The organism is Mucilaginibacter lappiensis, from assembly GCF_050433765.1.
Classification (GTDB): Bacteria; Bacteroidota; Bacteroidia; order Sphingobacteriales; family Sphingobacteriaceae; genus Mucilaginibacter; species Mucilaginibacter lappiensis_A.
Map to the genome: position 1 here is coordinate 295,490 of NZ_JBNPWP010000002.1, position 16,026 is coordinate 311,515.

Annotated in this window: 14 protein-coding genes; all 14 read left to right on the top strand. The window is 41.3% G+C overall.

Annotated features, from left to right (window positions below; genetic code table 11):
* Positions 1-65 precede the first annotated feature (65 nt).
* The 14 genes from M2273_RS06730 to M2273_RS06795 all read left to right on the top strand — a co-directional run bounded on the left by M2273_RS06730 (position 66) and on the right by M2273_RS06795 (position 15,884).
* Positions 66-587, top strand: a complete 522-nt coding sequence (locus tag M2273_RS06730) for an ExbD/TolR family protein (protein ID WP_429394571.1) — start codon at positions 66-68, stop codon at positions 585-587.
* A gap of 394 nt (positions 588-981) precedes the next feature.
* Positions 982-1,722: an isoprenyl transferase gene (locus M2273_RS06735; protein ID WP_429394573.1), complete on the top strand. Its 741-nt coding sequence runs from the start codon at positions 982-984 to the stop codon at positions 1,720-1,722.
* 63 nt (positions 1,723-1,785) lie between these two features.
* Positions 1,786-4,338: an outer membrane protein assembly factor BamA gene (gene bamA, locus M2273_RS06740; protein WP_429394576.1), complete on the top strand. Its 2,553-nt coding sequence runs from the start codon at positions 1,786-1,788 to the stop codon at positions 4,336-4,338.
* A gap of 15 nt (positions 4,339-4,353) precedes the next feature.
* The gene (locus M2273_RS06745; protein WP_429394577.1) at positions 4,354-4,884 is read left to right on the top strand and encodes an OmpH family outer membrane protein; all 531 of its coding nucleotides are present in this window, start codon (positions 4,354-4,356) and stop codon (positions 4,882-4,884) included.
* Between the two features lie 48 nt (positions 4,885-4,932).
* On the top strand, positions 4,933-5,445 hold the full coding sequence (locus M2273_RS06750; protein WP_429394581.1) for an OmpH family outer membrane protein: 513 nt from the start codon (positions 4,933-4,935) through the stop codon (positions 5,443-5,445).
* A 68-nt stretch (positions 5,446-5,513) separates the two neighbouring features.
* Positions 5,514-6,359 (top strand): glutamate racemase, encoded by an 846-nt coding sequence (murI, locus tag M2273_RS06755; RefSeq protein WP_429394583.1) that lies wholly within the window; start codon positions 5,514-5,516, stop codon positions 6,357-6,359.
* Positions 6,360-6,581: 222 nt separating this feature from the next.
* Positions 6,582-7,652 carry a complex I subunit 1/NuoH family protein gene (locus M2273_RS06760; RefSeq protein WP_429394585.1) on the top strand — a complete coding sequence of 357 codons (1,071 nt, stop codon included), beginning with the start codon at positions 6,582-6,584 and terminating at the stop codon, positions 7,650-7,652.
* Positions 7,653-7,829: 177 nt separating this feature from the next.
* Entirely contained in the window at positions 7,830-8,417 is a 588-nt protein-coding gene (locus tag M2273_RS06765) for a 4Fe-4S dicluster domain-containing protein (RefSeq protein ID WP_429394587.1), read from the top strand.
* Positions 8,414-8,962 carry an NADH-quinone oxidoreductase subunit J family protein gene (locus M2273_RS06770; RefSeq protein ID WP_429394589.1) on the top strand — a complete coding sequence of 183 codons (549 nt, stop codon included), beginning with the start codon at positions 8,414-8,416 and terminating at the stop codon, positions 8,960-8,962. The genes M2273_RS06765 and M2273_RS06770 overlap by 4 nt, the downstream gene beginning before the upstream one ends.
* Positions 8,959-9,264 carry an NADH-quinone oxidoreductase subunit NuoK gene (gene nuoK, locus M2273_RS06775; RefSeq protein WP_429394592.1) on the top strand — a complete coding sequence of 102 codons (306 nt, stop codon included), beginning with the start codon at positions 8,959-8,961 and terminating at the stop codon, positions 9,262-9,264. The genes M2273_RS06770 and nuoK overlap by 4 nt, the downstream gene beginning before the upstream one ends.
* A 29-nt stretch (positions 9,265-9,293) precedes the next feature.
* Positions 9,294-11,348 carry an NADH-quinone oxidoreductase subunit L gene (gene nuoL / locus M2273_RS06780; RefSeq protein WP_429394594.1) on the top strand — a complete coding sequence of 685 codons (2,055 nt, stop codon included), beginning with the start codon at positions 9,294-9,296 and terminating at the stop codon, positions 11,346-11,348.
* Positions 11,349-11,353: 5 nt separating this feature from the next.
* Positions 11,354-12,958, top strand: a complete 1,605-nt coding sequence (locus M2273_RS06785; protein WP_429394596.1) for a complex I subunit 4 family protein — start codon at positions 11,354-11,356, stop codon at positions 12,956-12,958.
* A 14-nt stretch (positions 12,959-12,972) separates the two neighbouring features.
* Positions 12,973-14,472 carry an NADH-quinone oxidoreductase subunit N gene (locus M2273_RS06790; RefSeq protein WP_429394599.1) on the top strand — a complete coding sequence of 500 codons (1,500 nt, stop codon included), beginning with the start codon at positions 12,973-12,975 and terminating at the stop codon, positions 14,470-14,472.
* 104 nt (positions 14,473-14,576) lie between these two features.
* Positions 14,577-15,884 (top strand): ammonium transporter, encoded by a 1,308-nt coding sequence (locus M2273_RS06795; RefSeq protein WP_429394602.1) that lies wholly within the window; start codon positions 14,577-14,579, stop codon positions 15,882-15,884.
* Positions 15,885-16,026: the final 142 nt, after the last annotated feature.

The window sequence follows — 16,026 nt, forward strand, 5'->3', positions numbered from 1 at the left end:
TCGTTTAATTTATGTTTAGCAGTATTTAATACTGTTGAAGTAAATTAACCTTAAACTTTAAGATCATGGCCGAATTAAATTCTTCTCCCCAAAAGGCAGGCGGTACTCGCGGACGAAAAAAAATGAACGTACGTGTTGACCTTACCGCAATGGTTGATCTGGCATTCCTGCTGATCACCTTTTTTATGCTCACCACCACATTATCAAAATCAAAGGCTATGGATGTGGCTATGCCGGTTGGCCCCGAAGGTGGCCCGGTACCTGCAAGCCGTAGCTTTACAATATGCCTGGGTAAAAACAGCCAGGTAATGTGGTACCTGGGCGAGCTGAAAAATCCAATTATTGCACCCACCATCACAGGGCTTAATAAAGATGGGATCAGGAAGGCATTGTTCGAAACCAGTAAAATGGTGCATGATAAAACCAGTAAAAGTATGATAGTGGTGGTAAAACCATCTGCTCATGCTGTGTATAAGGATCTGGTTAATGTTTTAGATGAGCTTAACATAACCAACATGCAAACCTATGCCATTGTTGATATTGATGGGCATGATACTGATGCTTTGAAACAAAAAGGAGCTTATTAAATTATCGCGCCTTTTATAGCTTAAAATACGCAGGTTTAAAAGCCGGATATCATGATCATCAGATGATTTTTGATATCCGGCTTTTTATTTTCAGATTTAAATAAATGGAATAAATCATAAATAAAATGACATTTAAGTGCTTTTTACAGCATTTTGCTGCATTATTTATAATAACATTTTCTTTTCGTGAAGCATACTAAAAAAATACAAAGTAAGTTTTACCTTTGTACCCTGAAAAAACCGGCAAATTGACTTATAAATAACGTCGTTAGCAGGTTGATTTTTAACGTTGATTAGTCTAAAGCAAATATTTTATTAGACATAGCATTGATAAACTAAAGCATAAGCATGTCTTTTTACAGGCACTCAAGGGCAGCTTTTGATAATAAATAGTATGGGATATTTGGATCAGATTGATTTGTTAAAGTTACCGCAGCATGTTGCCATAATTATGGATGGCAATGGCCGCTGGGCAAAAGAAAAAGGCAAATTAAGAGTGTTTGGTCATCATAACGGAGTAACATCTGTTAGGGATGTTGTTGAAGGTGCCGATAAATTAGGCATAAAATATATTACCCTATATACGTTTTCGTCCGAAAACTGGAACCGCCCCAAATTAGAGGTTATGGCTATTATGGAACTTATGGTGAGCACCATTCATAAGGAGATAGCCGGATTTATGAAAAATAATATCAAGCTTAATGCAATTGGTGATCTGGACATGCTGCCTGCAAAATGTTTTAGGGAACTTAGCGCTGCTATGCAAAAAACCGCAGGTAATACCGGAGTGGTACTTACACTGGCATTGAGCTATAGTTCAAGGCGCGAAATTGTGCGTGCAGCTAAAAATATAGCTGTTAAAGTACAAAACGGCGAACTGGACATAGCAGATATTAACGAAGAAGTTTTTGAGAACAATTTATTTACCAGCGATATGCCAAATCCCGAATTGCTGATAAGAACCAGCGGCGAATACCGCATTAGTAACTATCTATTATGGCAAATTGCCTATGCTGAATTGTATTTTACACCTAAGTTTTGGCCCGATTTCAGGAAGGAAGATTTGTACGAAGCTATACTTGATTATCAGAAACGGGAGCGCCGTTTTGGGATGACAAGTGAGCAAGTTAACTAAATTTTTACTTTTAACACTTTTTAACAACTGTATAAATTATTTTTAGCCCACTAAAATATTCGAATGTATAAATTTCTTTTTGCTATTCTTCTCTCTGTTTTTGGTACCGCGGCGCTGGCCCAGGTTTCCAATATTCCGAGGTCACCACTGACAAAATCGATACCGGCTGATAGTTTAAGTTATCTTAATCCCCGGGACTATATTATTGGGGGCATTTCTGTTAGTGGTGCAAAGTATCTGGATAAAGATATTTTGATTCAACTTTCAAAGTTAACCAAGGGTGATCGTATCAACTTACCGGGCGAACGTAATGCCGAAGTAATAAAAGCCTTATACAAAGAAGGTTTATTTGATGATGTACAGTTAAATATTACAAAAATTAACCAGGATACCATTTACCTGGAAATTGCAGTGAAAGAACTGCCCCGCCTTTCGCGTATGCATATAACCGGGATACGAAAGGGCGAAATTGAAGATGTACAGAAAAAACTGAACGACAGGACAGGGAAAATTGTAAATGAAAATTTAATAACTACCACTAATGCTATTATTAAGAAACACTTTAACGAAAAGGGTTTTTATAATACCACTGTTAAGCTTACCCAGCGCAAAGATCCCGGAGATGCCAATAGTGTGATACTGGATGTGGCTATTGATAAAAAAACCAAAGTAAAAATAAACGAAGTTACTTTTGAAGGGAACAAAGCATTTAGCGATAAAAAGTTAAAGAAGTTTTTGAAAAAGACCCGCGAAAAAAAATGGTATAACCTGTTTGGTTCTAAAAAATTCAAACTGGATAAATACGAAGAAGATAAGCAGAGCCTGGTTGAATCGATGCAGGGAAAAGGCTATCGCGATGCCGAACTGGTAAGTGATTCTGTTTGGAAGCATGACGATAATACCGTTAACATAAAACTTAAAGTTTATGAGGGGCCTAAATATTATTTCGGTGATGTTAAGTGGTCAGGCAATGCCAAATACTCAACTGATTTATTAAACAGGATACTTCACATTAAAAAAGGCGATGTGTTTAGCGAAGATGAGCTAAATAAAAGGCTGGTTGGCCCAACCCCAAGTAATGATGATGTTTCTTCGCTTTACCTTAATGATGGTTATTTAACCTACACTGCCGATCCTGTACAGGTAAAAGTATACAATGATACTGTTGATCTGGATATACGTGTATATGAAGGGCCTCAGTACACTATAAACCGTGTAAGCTTAAAAGGTAACGATGTAACCAACGATAAGGTGGTTATGCGTGAAATTCAAACCAAACCGGGCCAAAAATTTAATAAAGAGTTATTGATCCGCAGCTCGCGCGAGATTGGCCAGCTGGGTAACTTTGATGAACAAAAAACAGAGCCTAAACCGGTTAACATCAACCCGCAGGATGGTACTGTTGATTTAGTTTACAACGTTGTTGAAAAACCATCAGATCAGATTGAGCTATCAGGTGGTTTTGGTGGTGGTCAGTTGGTGGGTACACTGGGACTTACGTTCAATAACTTCTCGTTAAGAAATATTTTCAACCTTAAAGCATATAAACCACTGCCAAAAGGCGATGGGCAAAAACTAAGCTTAAGGGGCCAGTCGAGCGGAAGGACCTATCAGAACTTCTCGTTCACCTTCTCTGAACCATGGTTAGGTGGTAAAAAACCAATCTACTTTGCGTTATCAGCATATACACAAGGTAGTTCAACCGGGCAATACTATCCTAAAACAAGCCCTTATTACAATAACCTGCGTATCAATGGTGTTGGCGTAACATTGGGTAAACGTTTAAAATGGCCCGATAACTACTTCCAGTTAAATTACTCATTGAATGTTGACCATTATAACCTGGATAATTATACCGGTTACTTGTTTACCAATGGTACATCATACAATATCAAGTTAACACAGGAATTAAGCCGTAACTCAATTGATGCGCCTATTTTCCCAACACAGGGATCAAATATTAAATTTACTGTGCAAGCCACGCCGCCATACTCATTATTTAATAATGTTAACTACAAAATTGCAACCCCCGAGGAGCGCTACCATTTTGTGGAGTATTATAAGGTTAAATATGATGCACAGTGGTTCTCTAAACTGGTTGGCAAGTTTGTGCTGATGTCACAGGTAAGGTTCGGCTTCCTGGGCATGTATAATAAAGATGTGGGTCCTTCGCCATTTGAGCGCTTTAAATTAGGTGGTGATGGTATGCAGAGCTACCAGTTTTTACAGGGTAGTGAAATTATCGGCTTAAGGGGTTATCAAAACTTCTCCATAGTTCCTGAGGGTTCAACCGAAAATCAAAATACAAATACAGGTAGCACCATCTACAATAAGTATACGCTTGAGCTGCGTCACCCGGTTATTGCAAGCCAGTCGGCAACTATATTTTTGCTGGCATTTGCCGAAGGTGGTAATGTTTGGAACAACTTTAGTCAGTTTAATCCGTTTAACGTGAGGCGTTCAGTAGGGGTTGGAGCGAGAATATTTTTACCTATATTTGGATTGCTTGGATTAGATTATGGCTACGGATTTGATAAAATACCAGGAGCACCTGATGCAAACAGGGGACAATTCCATTTTACAATTTCTCAGAGTTTATCCGGTGGATTTAATTAATTTGCACAGCGATATATGAAGAAGATAATTTTAATAGCGTTTTTAACGTTAACAGCAATCACCGGAGCTTACGCGCAGCGTTTTGCTTATGTTGATTCGGAATATATATTAAAACATATGCCGGAGTATGCTTCATCGCAAAAACAGCTGGCAGCTTTATCTGATCAGTGGCAAAAAGAAGTTGACGGCCGTTTCCAGGAAATTGACCGCTTATACAAAGCATACCAGGCCGATCAGGTTTTAATGACGGCCGATATGAAAAAACGCCGCGAGGCCGAAATTGTAGATAAAGAAAAAGCCGCGAAGGATTTTCAGCGTCAAAAATTCGGACCTGATGGCGAGCTCTCACAAAAGAGCAGTTCCTTGATTAAACCAATTCAGGATCGCGTGTCTAAAGCTGTACAAGCAGTGGCCGAAGGTGATAACCTGGATATGGTATTTGATAAAAACAGCGAAGTAATGATGCTGTATGCTAATCCGCGATATGACAAAAGCGCTGATGTAATAACAAAATTAGGGCTTAAACCCGGAGTATTTGCTAAATAAATTTTCGAATAAATAAACAGAACTATTATTAAACACAGGACAAGAAAAATGAAAAAACTATTTAAAGTTGCTTTAGTTGCAGTAGGTATGATATTTGCGGGCAACTTTGCCAATGCGCAAACCAAAATTGGCCATATTAATTTTAACCAGCTGATTGACATGATGCCTGAAACTAAGACTGTAACAACCCAAATGCAGGCTTACCAAAAAACTTTCATCGACCAGCTTACTACCATGAATAATGAGTATACTACAAAAGGTCAGGAGTTTCAAAAAAACAGTGCTACCATGACTGATGCTATCCGTACTTCAAAAGGTCAGGAATTACAGGATATACAAAAACGTATGCAGGATTATCAAAACAATGCACAACAACAAGTTGATGCTAAAAGACAAGAATTAGGTAAACCACTTATTGATAAAGCCACTGCAGCTGTAAACGCTGTTGCTAAAGAAAAAGGATACGCTTATGTATTAGATTCTTCACAAGTAAGTTTATTGGTATCTCCTGATGCTGATGACCTGATGGCAGCTGTAAAGCTAAAACTTGGATTAAAGTAAAATCAATTATTAGTCATTTATAAAAAAGCGTCCTGTATATACTGGACGCTTTTTTTATTTTTGTGTATATGCATCAACCTATTGGTATTTTCGATTCGGGCTATGGGGGCCTTACTGTTTTTAAATCAATTATTGAACAGCTTCCTGAATATGACTACATATACCTGGGCGATAATGCCCGTGCGCCATATGGTAACCGCTCGTTCAACACCATTCATCAATACACCTGGGAGTGTGTTCAATGGTTTTTTGATCAGGGATGCCCATTGGTTATACTGGCCTGTAACACGGCATCAGCCAAAGCGCTGCGTACTATACAACAAGTGGATCTTAAAAATGCTGATCCCTCAAAAAGGGTTTTAGGCGTTATAAGACCAACGGCCGAAGTTATTGGCGATTATACCAAAACAAAAGAGATAGGTGTGCTGGGTACAACAGGAACCGTAAATTCGGGCTCATACCTTTTAGAAATAGAAAAGTTTTTTCCGGATATAAAAGTTTATCAGCAGGCCTGCCCTTTATGGGTACCGCTTATTGAAAATGGTGAGTACGACCAACCCGGTTCCGATTATTTTGTGAAACAGTACCTGGATCAGGTTATGGCTCAATCACCGCAAATTGATACCATTTTGTTGGCTTGTACTCATTATCCGTTAATTCAACAAAAAATAGAAGCCAACCTGCCAGCACATGTTAAGGTAGTTTCCCAGGGTGATATTGTGGCCGGTAGTTTGGTTGATTACTTGAAGCGGCATCCTGAGATAGAAACTAAGTTAAGTAAAAACGGCATTAACAAATTTTATACTACTACTGATGATACTGCCGATTTTGATCATCATGCCTCATTATTTTTCTCGGCTCCTGTAAAGTCAACCTTTGTATCAGCAAATGATCTGGTGAAGACGGAGTGTTGAGGTGGGATTTTGTCTGAACCGGGATTTTTGGGATTTAAGGATTTCTACGATTTGATTTAAAGTCAAGAAGATAAAAATCCTTAAATCCTAAAAATCTGTTTAATCCCGGTTCAGACAAAATAACATGACGTTCATCACCCAACTTAGCCTATCAACTTAATATAACTTATCGCCTAAAATATTATAACATTTATTAAGTTTGCATTTAAAGCAAACGAACCCTTGAGTTTTTATTTTACATATTTTGTTGTAGCAATTGGGTTGTTTAGTTTTGCGGCCTTTTTTGCTTTGTTTGGTGTTTACGCCGAGCGCAAAATTTCGGCATTTATACAAGACAGACTTGGCCCAACAGAAACAGGTAAATTTGGCTCGCTCCAAACCCTGGCCGATATATTGAAGATGATCCAGAAGGAACTGATCATTCCGGCAGCTGCCGATAAATGGCTGTTTATGCTGGCGCCTGCTATAATTTTTATTGCCGTTTATATGGGCTTTGCCGCGCTGCCCTGGGCGCCAGGCCTTATCCCTTCAAAAATAAACCTGGGGGTATACTATATTTTTGCCATTATATCTATCGAAACCCTGGGCATCCTGATGGCTGGTTGGGGGTCAAACAATAAGTATTCTATTTTGGGTGCCATGCGCTCGGCTGCGCAGATCATTTCGTACGAGATCCCTGCCGGTTTCGCCATTATATCAGCAGTGATGATAGCGCAAACGCTCAACCTGCAAGAGGTAGCCACACAGCAAGGTATTTTATCGGCCGAAACAATAAAGTTTGCTGGTTTTTGGGATGTATCGGCAACAGGTGGTTTTTTTTGTTGGAATGTATTCCGCGCGCCACACCTGATCATCGCATTTGTAATTTATTTTATAGCCTCACTGGCCGAAAGTAACCGGGCACCCTTTGATATACCCGAAGCAGAATCAGAACTGGTAGCAGGTTTCCATACCGAATTTACAGGCATCAGGTTTGCATTGGTATTTTTAGCCGAATACTCGATGATGTTCCTGGTATCTATGATTGGGGTGATCCTGTTTTTAGGTGCATGGAATACGCCATTACCAAATATAGGTTCGGTACATTTGGCAACGTGGACAACCGGCATGGCCTGGGGTATTTTATGGGTAACCCTTAAAACATTAACCCTGGTTGGCGTGCAAATGTGGATCAGGTGGACACTGCCCCGTTTCCGGGTAGACCAACTGATGAACCTTTGCTGGAAAGTGCTAACCCCACTGGCCTTTGCATGTATGCTGATATCAGGCGTGTGGAGGCTGTGGCTGATGTAGCTTTTGGGAGCAAAGATTAAAGATGAAAAGATAAAGGACAAAGCATAGAATTGAGAGTCAAGAATCAAGATAAAAAAATCAAGGTAATCCCTGAATCCCATAAATCAAGGTTCAGACGAAAATCAAGATCAAAAGAATCAGCGAAATCAACGTAATCAAAAAAATCAACGGTCAAGGGTGCTAAAAAGATTAATTAACGGTTTTACTACGGCATGGAAAGGTTTAAGCCTTACCGTGAAGCACTTGTTTGCGTCAAATGCCGACAGGAAGATCATTACCGTGAGTGACAGTAATTACTTTAAACAGCTGGAAGGCACCAATACCATACAATACCCCAAACAGGAATTGCCCGTACCCGAGGTAGGCCGCTACCAGCTGGATGTGGAAATGGATGATTGCATTGTATGCGATCTGTGTGCCAAGGTATGTCCGGTTAACTGTATAGATATTGAGGCTATCAAGGCTACTGAAGCTATAGGTCAAACCTCAGATGGTACTACCAAACGTCTTTATGCCGCCAAGTTTGATATTGATATGGCCAAATGCATGTACTGCGGTTTGTGTACCATTGTTTGCCCTACGGAGTGCATTGTGATGACCAATCAGTATGATAAAACCGTATTCCAATTAAGCGATCTTACTTATCAGTTCTCAGACATGTCGCCCGAGGTTGCTGCCGAAAAACGCGCTTTGTTTGATCAGCAGCAGGCCGAAAAGCAAGCCGCTAAACTGGCCGCCACGCAAAAAAAGGAGGGCGGGGCATGACTTTAGTACGGGTGCTTTTTTACTTTTTGAGCTTTATTGCTATAGCCTCGGCATTATATGCGGCCGCAAGCAAAAACCTGGTACGCGGCATATTTGTGTTTTTTGTAACGCTGTTTGCGCTAGCCGGATTATATGTATTGGCCCTGGCCGATTTTGTGGCCGTAACCCAGGTGGTGATTTACGTTGGGGGCATACTGGTGCTTATACTGTTTGCTTTTATGCTATCGGGTAAAGAAACCTTGAATGTATTACAGCAGCAAAAGGATAAATTCTTCAGTCTGGCTAAACTGCCTGCTATATTGCTGGCTGCTTTATTTTTCATAGTGCTGCTCAACGTGGTATTAAAGGCCGATGCTGATAACCTGCCGTGGGTCAAAGAATCTATCAGTCTTAAGAACGAAATCACACCAAATGTAATCATGATTGATAATATCGGCATTAACTTAATGACCCGCTATTTACTGCCTTTTGAGGCGATATCTGTTTTATTGCTGATGGCGCTTGTAGGCGCAGCGCACTTATCACGTAAGGAGGGCAAAGCATGATCACACTAACCGATTTTATGGTGGTAAGCGTGGCATTGTTCTGCATTGGTTTGTACATGATCGTATCCAAACACAACGCCATCCAGATATTGATAGGCATTGAACTAATACTGAACGCTGCCATTTTAAACCTGGTAGCTTTTGGCAAATATGATAAGGTAAACAACAGCGGACAGATCTTCGCCCTGTTTGCCATTGTGCTGGCTGCGGCCACCACCGCGGTAGCGCTGGCCATTATATTGAATGTTTACAGGAGGTATAAAACCATTGATCCTAATGATATTAATAAATTGAGGGATTGACCATTAAAAGAATATTATAACACAATAAATTGGAAGACTTTTTACATTCCATACAAATATTAAACTATACAGTGGCAGCCGTAGCTTTGCCGCTGCTTGCCGCTTTAATAAACTTTTGCCTGCCGGTAAAAAGCAAGGTTGCAGGTTGGGTATCAACGATAGCTATCCTGTTGAGCTGTATATTATCAGCCAAAGTATTTGCCGGGGTGTGGAACAATCACCAGGTGCATGCACAGCATATTTGGTTTACCGTTGGCAAAACCGAGGTTTTTGCAGGGGTATTATTGAATAATCTTTCGGTATTGATGTTGTTGCTGGTATCAGTTATTTCCTTGCCGGTGCATATTTATTCCACCGCTTATATGAAGCACGACGACAGGTACAGCCGTTATTTTACCTATCTCAGTTTCTTTTGTTTCAGTATGCTGGCGCTGGTAGTGGTTGATAGCCTGGTGCTGTTTTATGCATTTTGGGAGTTGGTGGGTTTTTCATCATACCTGCTCATCGGCTTTTGGTTTACACGTGATAAAGCTGTGCAGGCCAACAAGAAAGCCTTTATCATAAACCGTATTGGCGATGTAGGCCTACTGACTGCTATTATCATATTATTTGCTCAATACCACACCTTTGATATCACTCAACTTTTTGCCGAAAAGGGATTGATAGCCCAGTCGGTTATTAATAATGGTTTATGGGTTGCCCCAACCGGGCAACTGCCCGCCATCTGGCAATACATCGCCTGCGGAGGTATTTTTTTAGCCGTCGCGGCCAAATCGGCGCAGTTCCCATTGCATACCTGGCTGCCCGATGCTATGGAGGGGCCAACTTCGGTGTCAGCGCTTATTCATGCCGCCACTATGGTGGCCGCAGGTGTGTTTTTGCTGGGCAGGGTTTACCCTATGTTTACCGAAAATGAACTAACCGTATTGGCCTGTATCGGATGTTTTACCGCGTTCATGGCGGCTACCATCGCCCTTACACAAAATGATCTGAAACGTATCCTGGCCTATTCCACCATATCGCAGTTAGGCTTTATGATACTGGCCATGGGGGTGGGGGCTTACGCTTCATCACTGTTCCATCTGGCAACACACGCGTTTTTTAAGTGCCTGTTGTTTTTGGTTGCCGGTATCGTGATCCACCAGATGCAGCACATTAAAGAGGATAACGGCCTGAACATCGATCCGCAGGATATCTCCTACATGGGCGGCCTGCGCAAAAAGCTGCCGCTTACTTTTATAGCCGCCATAGTTGGTGGTTTGGCCCTTGTGGGTTTACCGCTTACCTCGGGCTATCTGTCAAAAGATGGTATCCTGATACAGGCTTTTGAATGGAGCGAAAACCGGAGCGGATGGTTGAAGATCATTCCTATCACGGCTCTGCTTACCAGCTGGCTCACCGCTTTTTATGTGGCGCGGCTTATTGTAAAAGTGTTTTTTGGTGAATTGAGGCTACTAAAAAATAACCCTGGTATTAAGCTGCACATCAGCGATGGCGGTTGGCAGTACAAATTGCCATTAATTTTACTGGCTGTTTGCTGTTTGTTCCCTCTGTTTTCACTCCATCCGTTATTGTATGAACAAGCCTGGATTTTTAACGGATTAAAACCTTCTAATTTCCTGGTGCGCGAAAATATATACCATACCATTATCCCGGCAGGTGTAAATATTTTAAGCTTGTTTGTATTATACGCTGCCTACGCCATCTACGTAAAGCCAAATGGGTTTTCGTTCGCGCAAAGCGGATTTTTATATCGCCTGTCCTATAACCAATGGTATATTGATGGCTTATACAAACGCGCCATAGTAAAACCGGTATTAAGGTTGGGAAGCGCCTGCTTTTGGTTCGACCGCAGGGTTATTGATGGCCTGCTGCATTTATTAACCAGGATAAGCAGCTATATTGCAAAAGCTGCAGCATTTACTGATCGCTATATTGTTGATGGCTTTTTGAATTTGATGGTGGTTATAGTGCAAAGTATTGGCAATTTTGCACGTAAGTTTCAAAGCGGTAAAGTACAATACTATTTGTTTAGCATGTTGGTAATTGTGCTGATACTGTTTATTTTAAAAATACTGATCTGAACCTGATGAATATATTAACCTTACTCATATTTATACCTGTACTGTTCGGCCTCATCATTATGCTGCTGCCCTCCTCATTGCGCAGCAGTTTTAAATATATTACCCTGTTGGCTACACTGATACAACTGGGCATGAGTATATGGATATACCTTCATTTTAAAACGGGTGCTGCTTATGGCGGTATTAACCACGAAGATCAGTTCCAGTTTGTGCAAAAACTCCCCTGGATTTCCCTGAACCTGGGCAGCATGGGCAAAATGCAGATTGATTATTTTGTAGGGATTGATGGTATATCTATTACCCTGCTGGTCATGACATCGCTGGTATTGGTTATTGCCGCCTTATCATCATGGGAAATAAAAAGTAACCTCAAGGGTTTCTTCCTGTTGTTTTTACTGTTGGATATGGCCGTTATGGGCGTTTTTTGCTCACTCGATTTCTTCCTGTTCTATTTATTTTATGAGTTGATGCTGCTGCCATTATATTTCCTGATCGGGATGTGGGGTGGTGCGCGGAGGGAATACGCGGCTATTAAGTTTTTCCTGTATACCTTATTTGGTTCGGTGTTTATGTTGCTGGTGATGGTTGGTTTATACCTTTCCGTTACCGATCCGGCTACGGGTAACCATACCTTTAATATGGTACAGATGATGAACCCGGCCAATTATAGCGCGCAATCCATATTCTCCATAGTAGGGCATCAAACCATATTGGGCATGCCTGCACGTACGGTAGGCTTTGTGGTGCTGTTCATCGCTTTTGCTATTAAGGTGCCCGTGGTGCCATTGCATACCTGGCTGCCCGATGCGCACGTGGAAGCGCCAACACCGGTATCCATTATCCTGGCAGGTATCCTGCTTAAAATTGGTGGTTATGGAATTATTCGTATCTGCTTAGGTATTTTTCCGGAGGTAGCTACTACCGGTGCTTTTTGGTTGGGGCTGTTAGGAGTGATCTCTATTTTATACGGCGCTTTCAACGCCCTGGCCCAGCGCGACCTGAAACGGATGATCGCTTATTCCTCCGTATCTCACATGGGTTTTGTGCTGTTAGGTATTGCATCACAAACTGCCGAGGGTATCAGTGGCGCGGTGATGCAAATGGTGAGTCACGGGTTTTTATCAACCATGTTATTCTTTTTAGTAGGTGTACTTTACAACCGGGTACATGATAGGGGCATTTACCATTTCAGGGGATTGGGCAACCTGATGCCCAAGTATACAGCTTTTATAATGATAGCCTTTTTTGCATCATTGGGTTTGCCTGGCTTTTCGGCATTTGTGGCAGAAGCGTTCACATTAGCTGGTGCATTTAAATCGCCAACGGTAAATAATCTGTTGCCTTACTGGATGGCTGTTTGCGGCGCGATTGGCTTACTGTTGGGTGCGGCGTACTTTTTATGGACACTGCAACGCATGTTTTTTGGTGCAGAATCATTAAAAGGGGGCGCTGTTTGGAAAACCGCCCTAACCGACCTGAACCTGCGCGAAAAATTGACCCTGGCACCGTTAGCTTTAATAGCCATAGCTTTAGGTATTATGCCATCATTGGTTTTTGATAAGATCAATGATTCGGTACTTACCCTGATCCAGTTTTTACAGCTTAAATAGTTCAATAAAAATAAATGCACGATCTGCTACCCCATATATCCGATCAGTTATCCAATGTTTTTGGCAGCATAACTTATTTTATGCCAGAGGTTTACCTGGCGTTGCTGTTCATCATTGTGCTGATCACCGACCTGATATTTGGAAAACGATCTACAGGCTTATGCCGTACCGTGGCTTGCGCAGGCCTGGTGCTGGTGATGTACCTGGATCTGATGCAGTTTGCCCTGGTGGTTGATGGGCAGCATTTTATATTCAGCAATATGTTGCTGCTGAGCCGCAGCAACATATTCTTTAAGCTGATCATTGATCTGTTATCGTTTATTCTGCTGTTATATTTTACGTGGGATAAAAAGCTGAACGGTCATCAAAAAGGGTTATCTGATCTTTATTCTATCACTATGGCATCCATATTGGGGCTGCATTTAATGGTGATGGCGGTAAATCTGCTCTCCATTTACCTGGCTATTGAAATGGTCTCTATCGCATCATACCTTATGGTAGCCTATCGAACCGAAAATGCTTTCAGTACCGAGGCCGGGTTAAAGTATGTGTTGTTCGGCGCTGCATCGTCGGCTATTATGCTGTATGGTATTTCGCTATTGTATGGTTTTAGCGGTTCGTTGGATGTTATCTTTCAGAATAATATTATTGAATTATCCAAGGTTAACCCTGTTAGCTCATCATTCGCGGTGATATTGGTTTTGATAGGTATTGGTTTTAAGTTATCATTTGTCCCCGCTCATTTTTGGGTGCCCGATGTGTACCAGGGGGCAAGTACACCGGTAACGGCTTATTTATCAACCGTACCCAAAATAGCGGCATTTGCGTTATTGATCAACTTTTTGCCACCGTTCATACTTTCAGGCAGGTGGACAGGTTTTGATATTGGGATAGCCTTATCAATAGTCGGCATCATTACCATGATAGCTGGTAACTTTGCTGCCGTTATGCAAACCAATGTTAAAAGGATGCTGGCATACTCAAGCATTGGCCATACCGGGTTTGCCCTAATGGCTGTGGTAGTACTAACACTACAAGGGGTATCAGCCTTAACCTATTATTTACTGGTTTACGCGCTGGCCAATATCGCGGCCCTAATGCTGGCTACCTATTTTGCCAATGAAGCCGATGCTGAAGATGTGGACAGTTACAAAGGGCTTGGCCTTAAATATCCTATTGCCTCGGTTTGTTTTGTTATCGTTTTAATATCATTAACCGGCCTGCCGGTAACCGCGGGATTTACAGGTAAACTGTTTGTTTTTTCGGCGGTATATAGCGTTTACCAGCAAACCCATAGCATTTGGTTAATGCTTTTAATGGTTACGGGGGCTTTAACTACCGTGGTTTCCCTGTTTTATTACATTAAGATCCCACTTAACTTATTTCTGAAAAGAAAGGAAATAAGCGAAATAGATTCAAATAAATCTTATAATTTATTGATTTTATCAATCATCATAAGTTTTCTGCTGATTTTGCTCGGTATTTTCCCTGATTTGGTGCTTCATTACCTCTAATTTTTCGATTTTCATAATTTTTTAACAAAAACCTAACATTCTTCGTTTTTTTATAATTAAAATCATACTTTCAGGCCGTTTTACAAGCAATTCTAATATATTCCATGAAACGGTATTTTCCTTTCTTAGTAATTCTTATCATTTTATCATTAACCTTTCTTTTTCCTTCGGTAGAATTTAAAAACTCTGGTCATCCTAATTTTAATACAGGAGATATTGCCTGGATGCTGATGTCAACGGCCCTGGTTTTGATCATGACACCCGGTCTTGCCTTCTTTTACGGTGGGATGGTCAATAAAAAGAATGTGATATCAACCATGCTGCAAAGCATTGTTTGTATGGTAATTATTACGGTGATGTGGGGCATATTTGGTTTTAGTTTGGCTTTTGGCGATAGCTTTTATGGTTTTATAGGCAACCCATCAACTTATTTTATGATGAAGGGTATGCTGGGCAATGCCACCTGGAAAGCGGCACCAACTATACCATTATTGTTGTTTGCCATGTATCAGTTAAAGTTCGCCATTATTACTCCAGCGCTGATCACCGGTGCTTTTGCCGAGCGCATCAGGTTCAACTCTTACATTATATTTCTTTGCCTGTTCTCCGTTTTTATATTTTCGCCGTTGGCGCATTGCACCTGGCACCCCGATGGCATACTGGCCAAATTAGGAGTACTTGATTTTGCAGGCGGCACCGTAGTACACATGTCGGCCGGATGGGCCGCACTGGCCTCGGCATTATATTTAAAACGCCGTAACGAAGCTAATCACTCACCGGCACGTATTACCTATGTAATGATAGGTACCGGGCTTTTATGGTTTGGCTGGTTTGGGTTTAACGCCGGCTCGGCATTTGGCGCAAATGCTTTGGCCGTTACAGCTTTGGCCACCAGTACAACGGCATCGGCCGCGGGTGGTATCACCTGGATATTTTTTGATATGCTAAAGGGGCGCAAGCCATCGGCCATGGGTACCTGTATTGGGGCTGTAGTTGGTTTGGTAGCTATTACACCTGCAGCAGGGTATGTTACTGTACCGCATTCGCTGGCTATAGGTATTATATCGGCAGTGGTGAGTAACCTGGTAGTTGAGTGGCGTACACGTACCTCTATTGATGATACGCTTGATGTGTTCCCTTGTCATGGCGTAGGTGGTATGGTGGGTATGTTGCTTACCGGTGTTTTTGCCAATCAGCATGTAAATGCGCTTAACACTACCGGTAACGGCTTGTTCTTTGGCGAAACACATTTGTTTCTTGTTCAACTGGTAGCGCTTGTTGGCGTATCTATATTTTCTTTTTTCGGTTCTTTATTATTATTAAAAATTACCGATATGATATCTCCCTTAAGAGTTTCGGCAGCAGATGAGGTGCTGGGGTTAGATATCAGCCAGCATGGCGAAAAATTATAATTATTGAATTTCAAACCAACTAAATAAACCTAAAGATCCGGCTGCAAAGCCGGATTTTTTTTGTTAGCGGGGGAGGTAAGAATCAAGAGATAGGAGTCAAGAAATCAAAACATATTGTATTAAACTGTTTACAATTTACTTG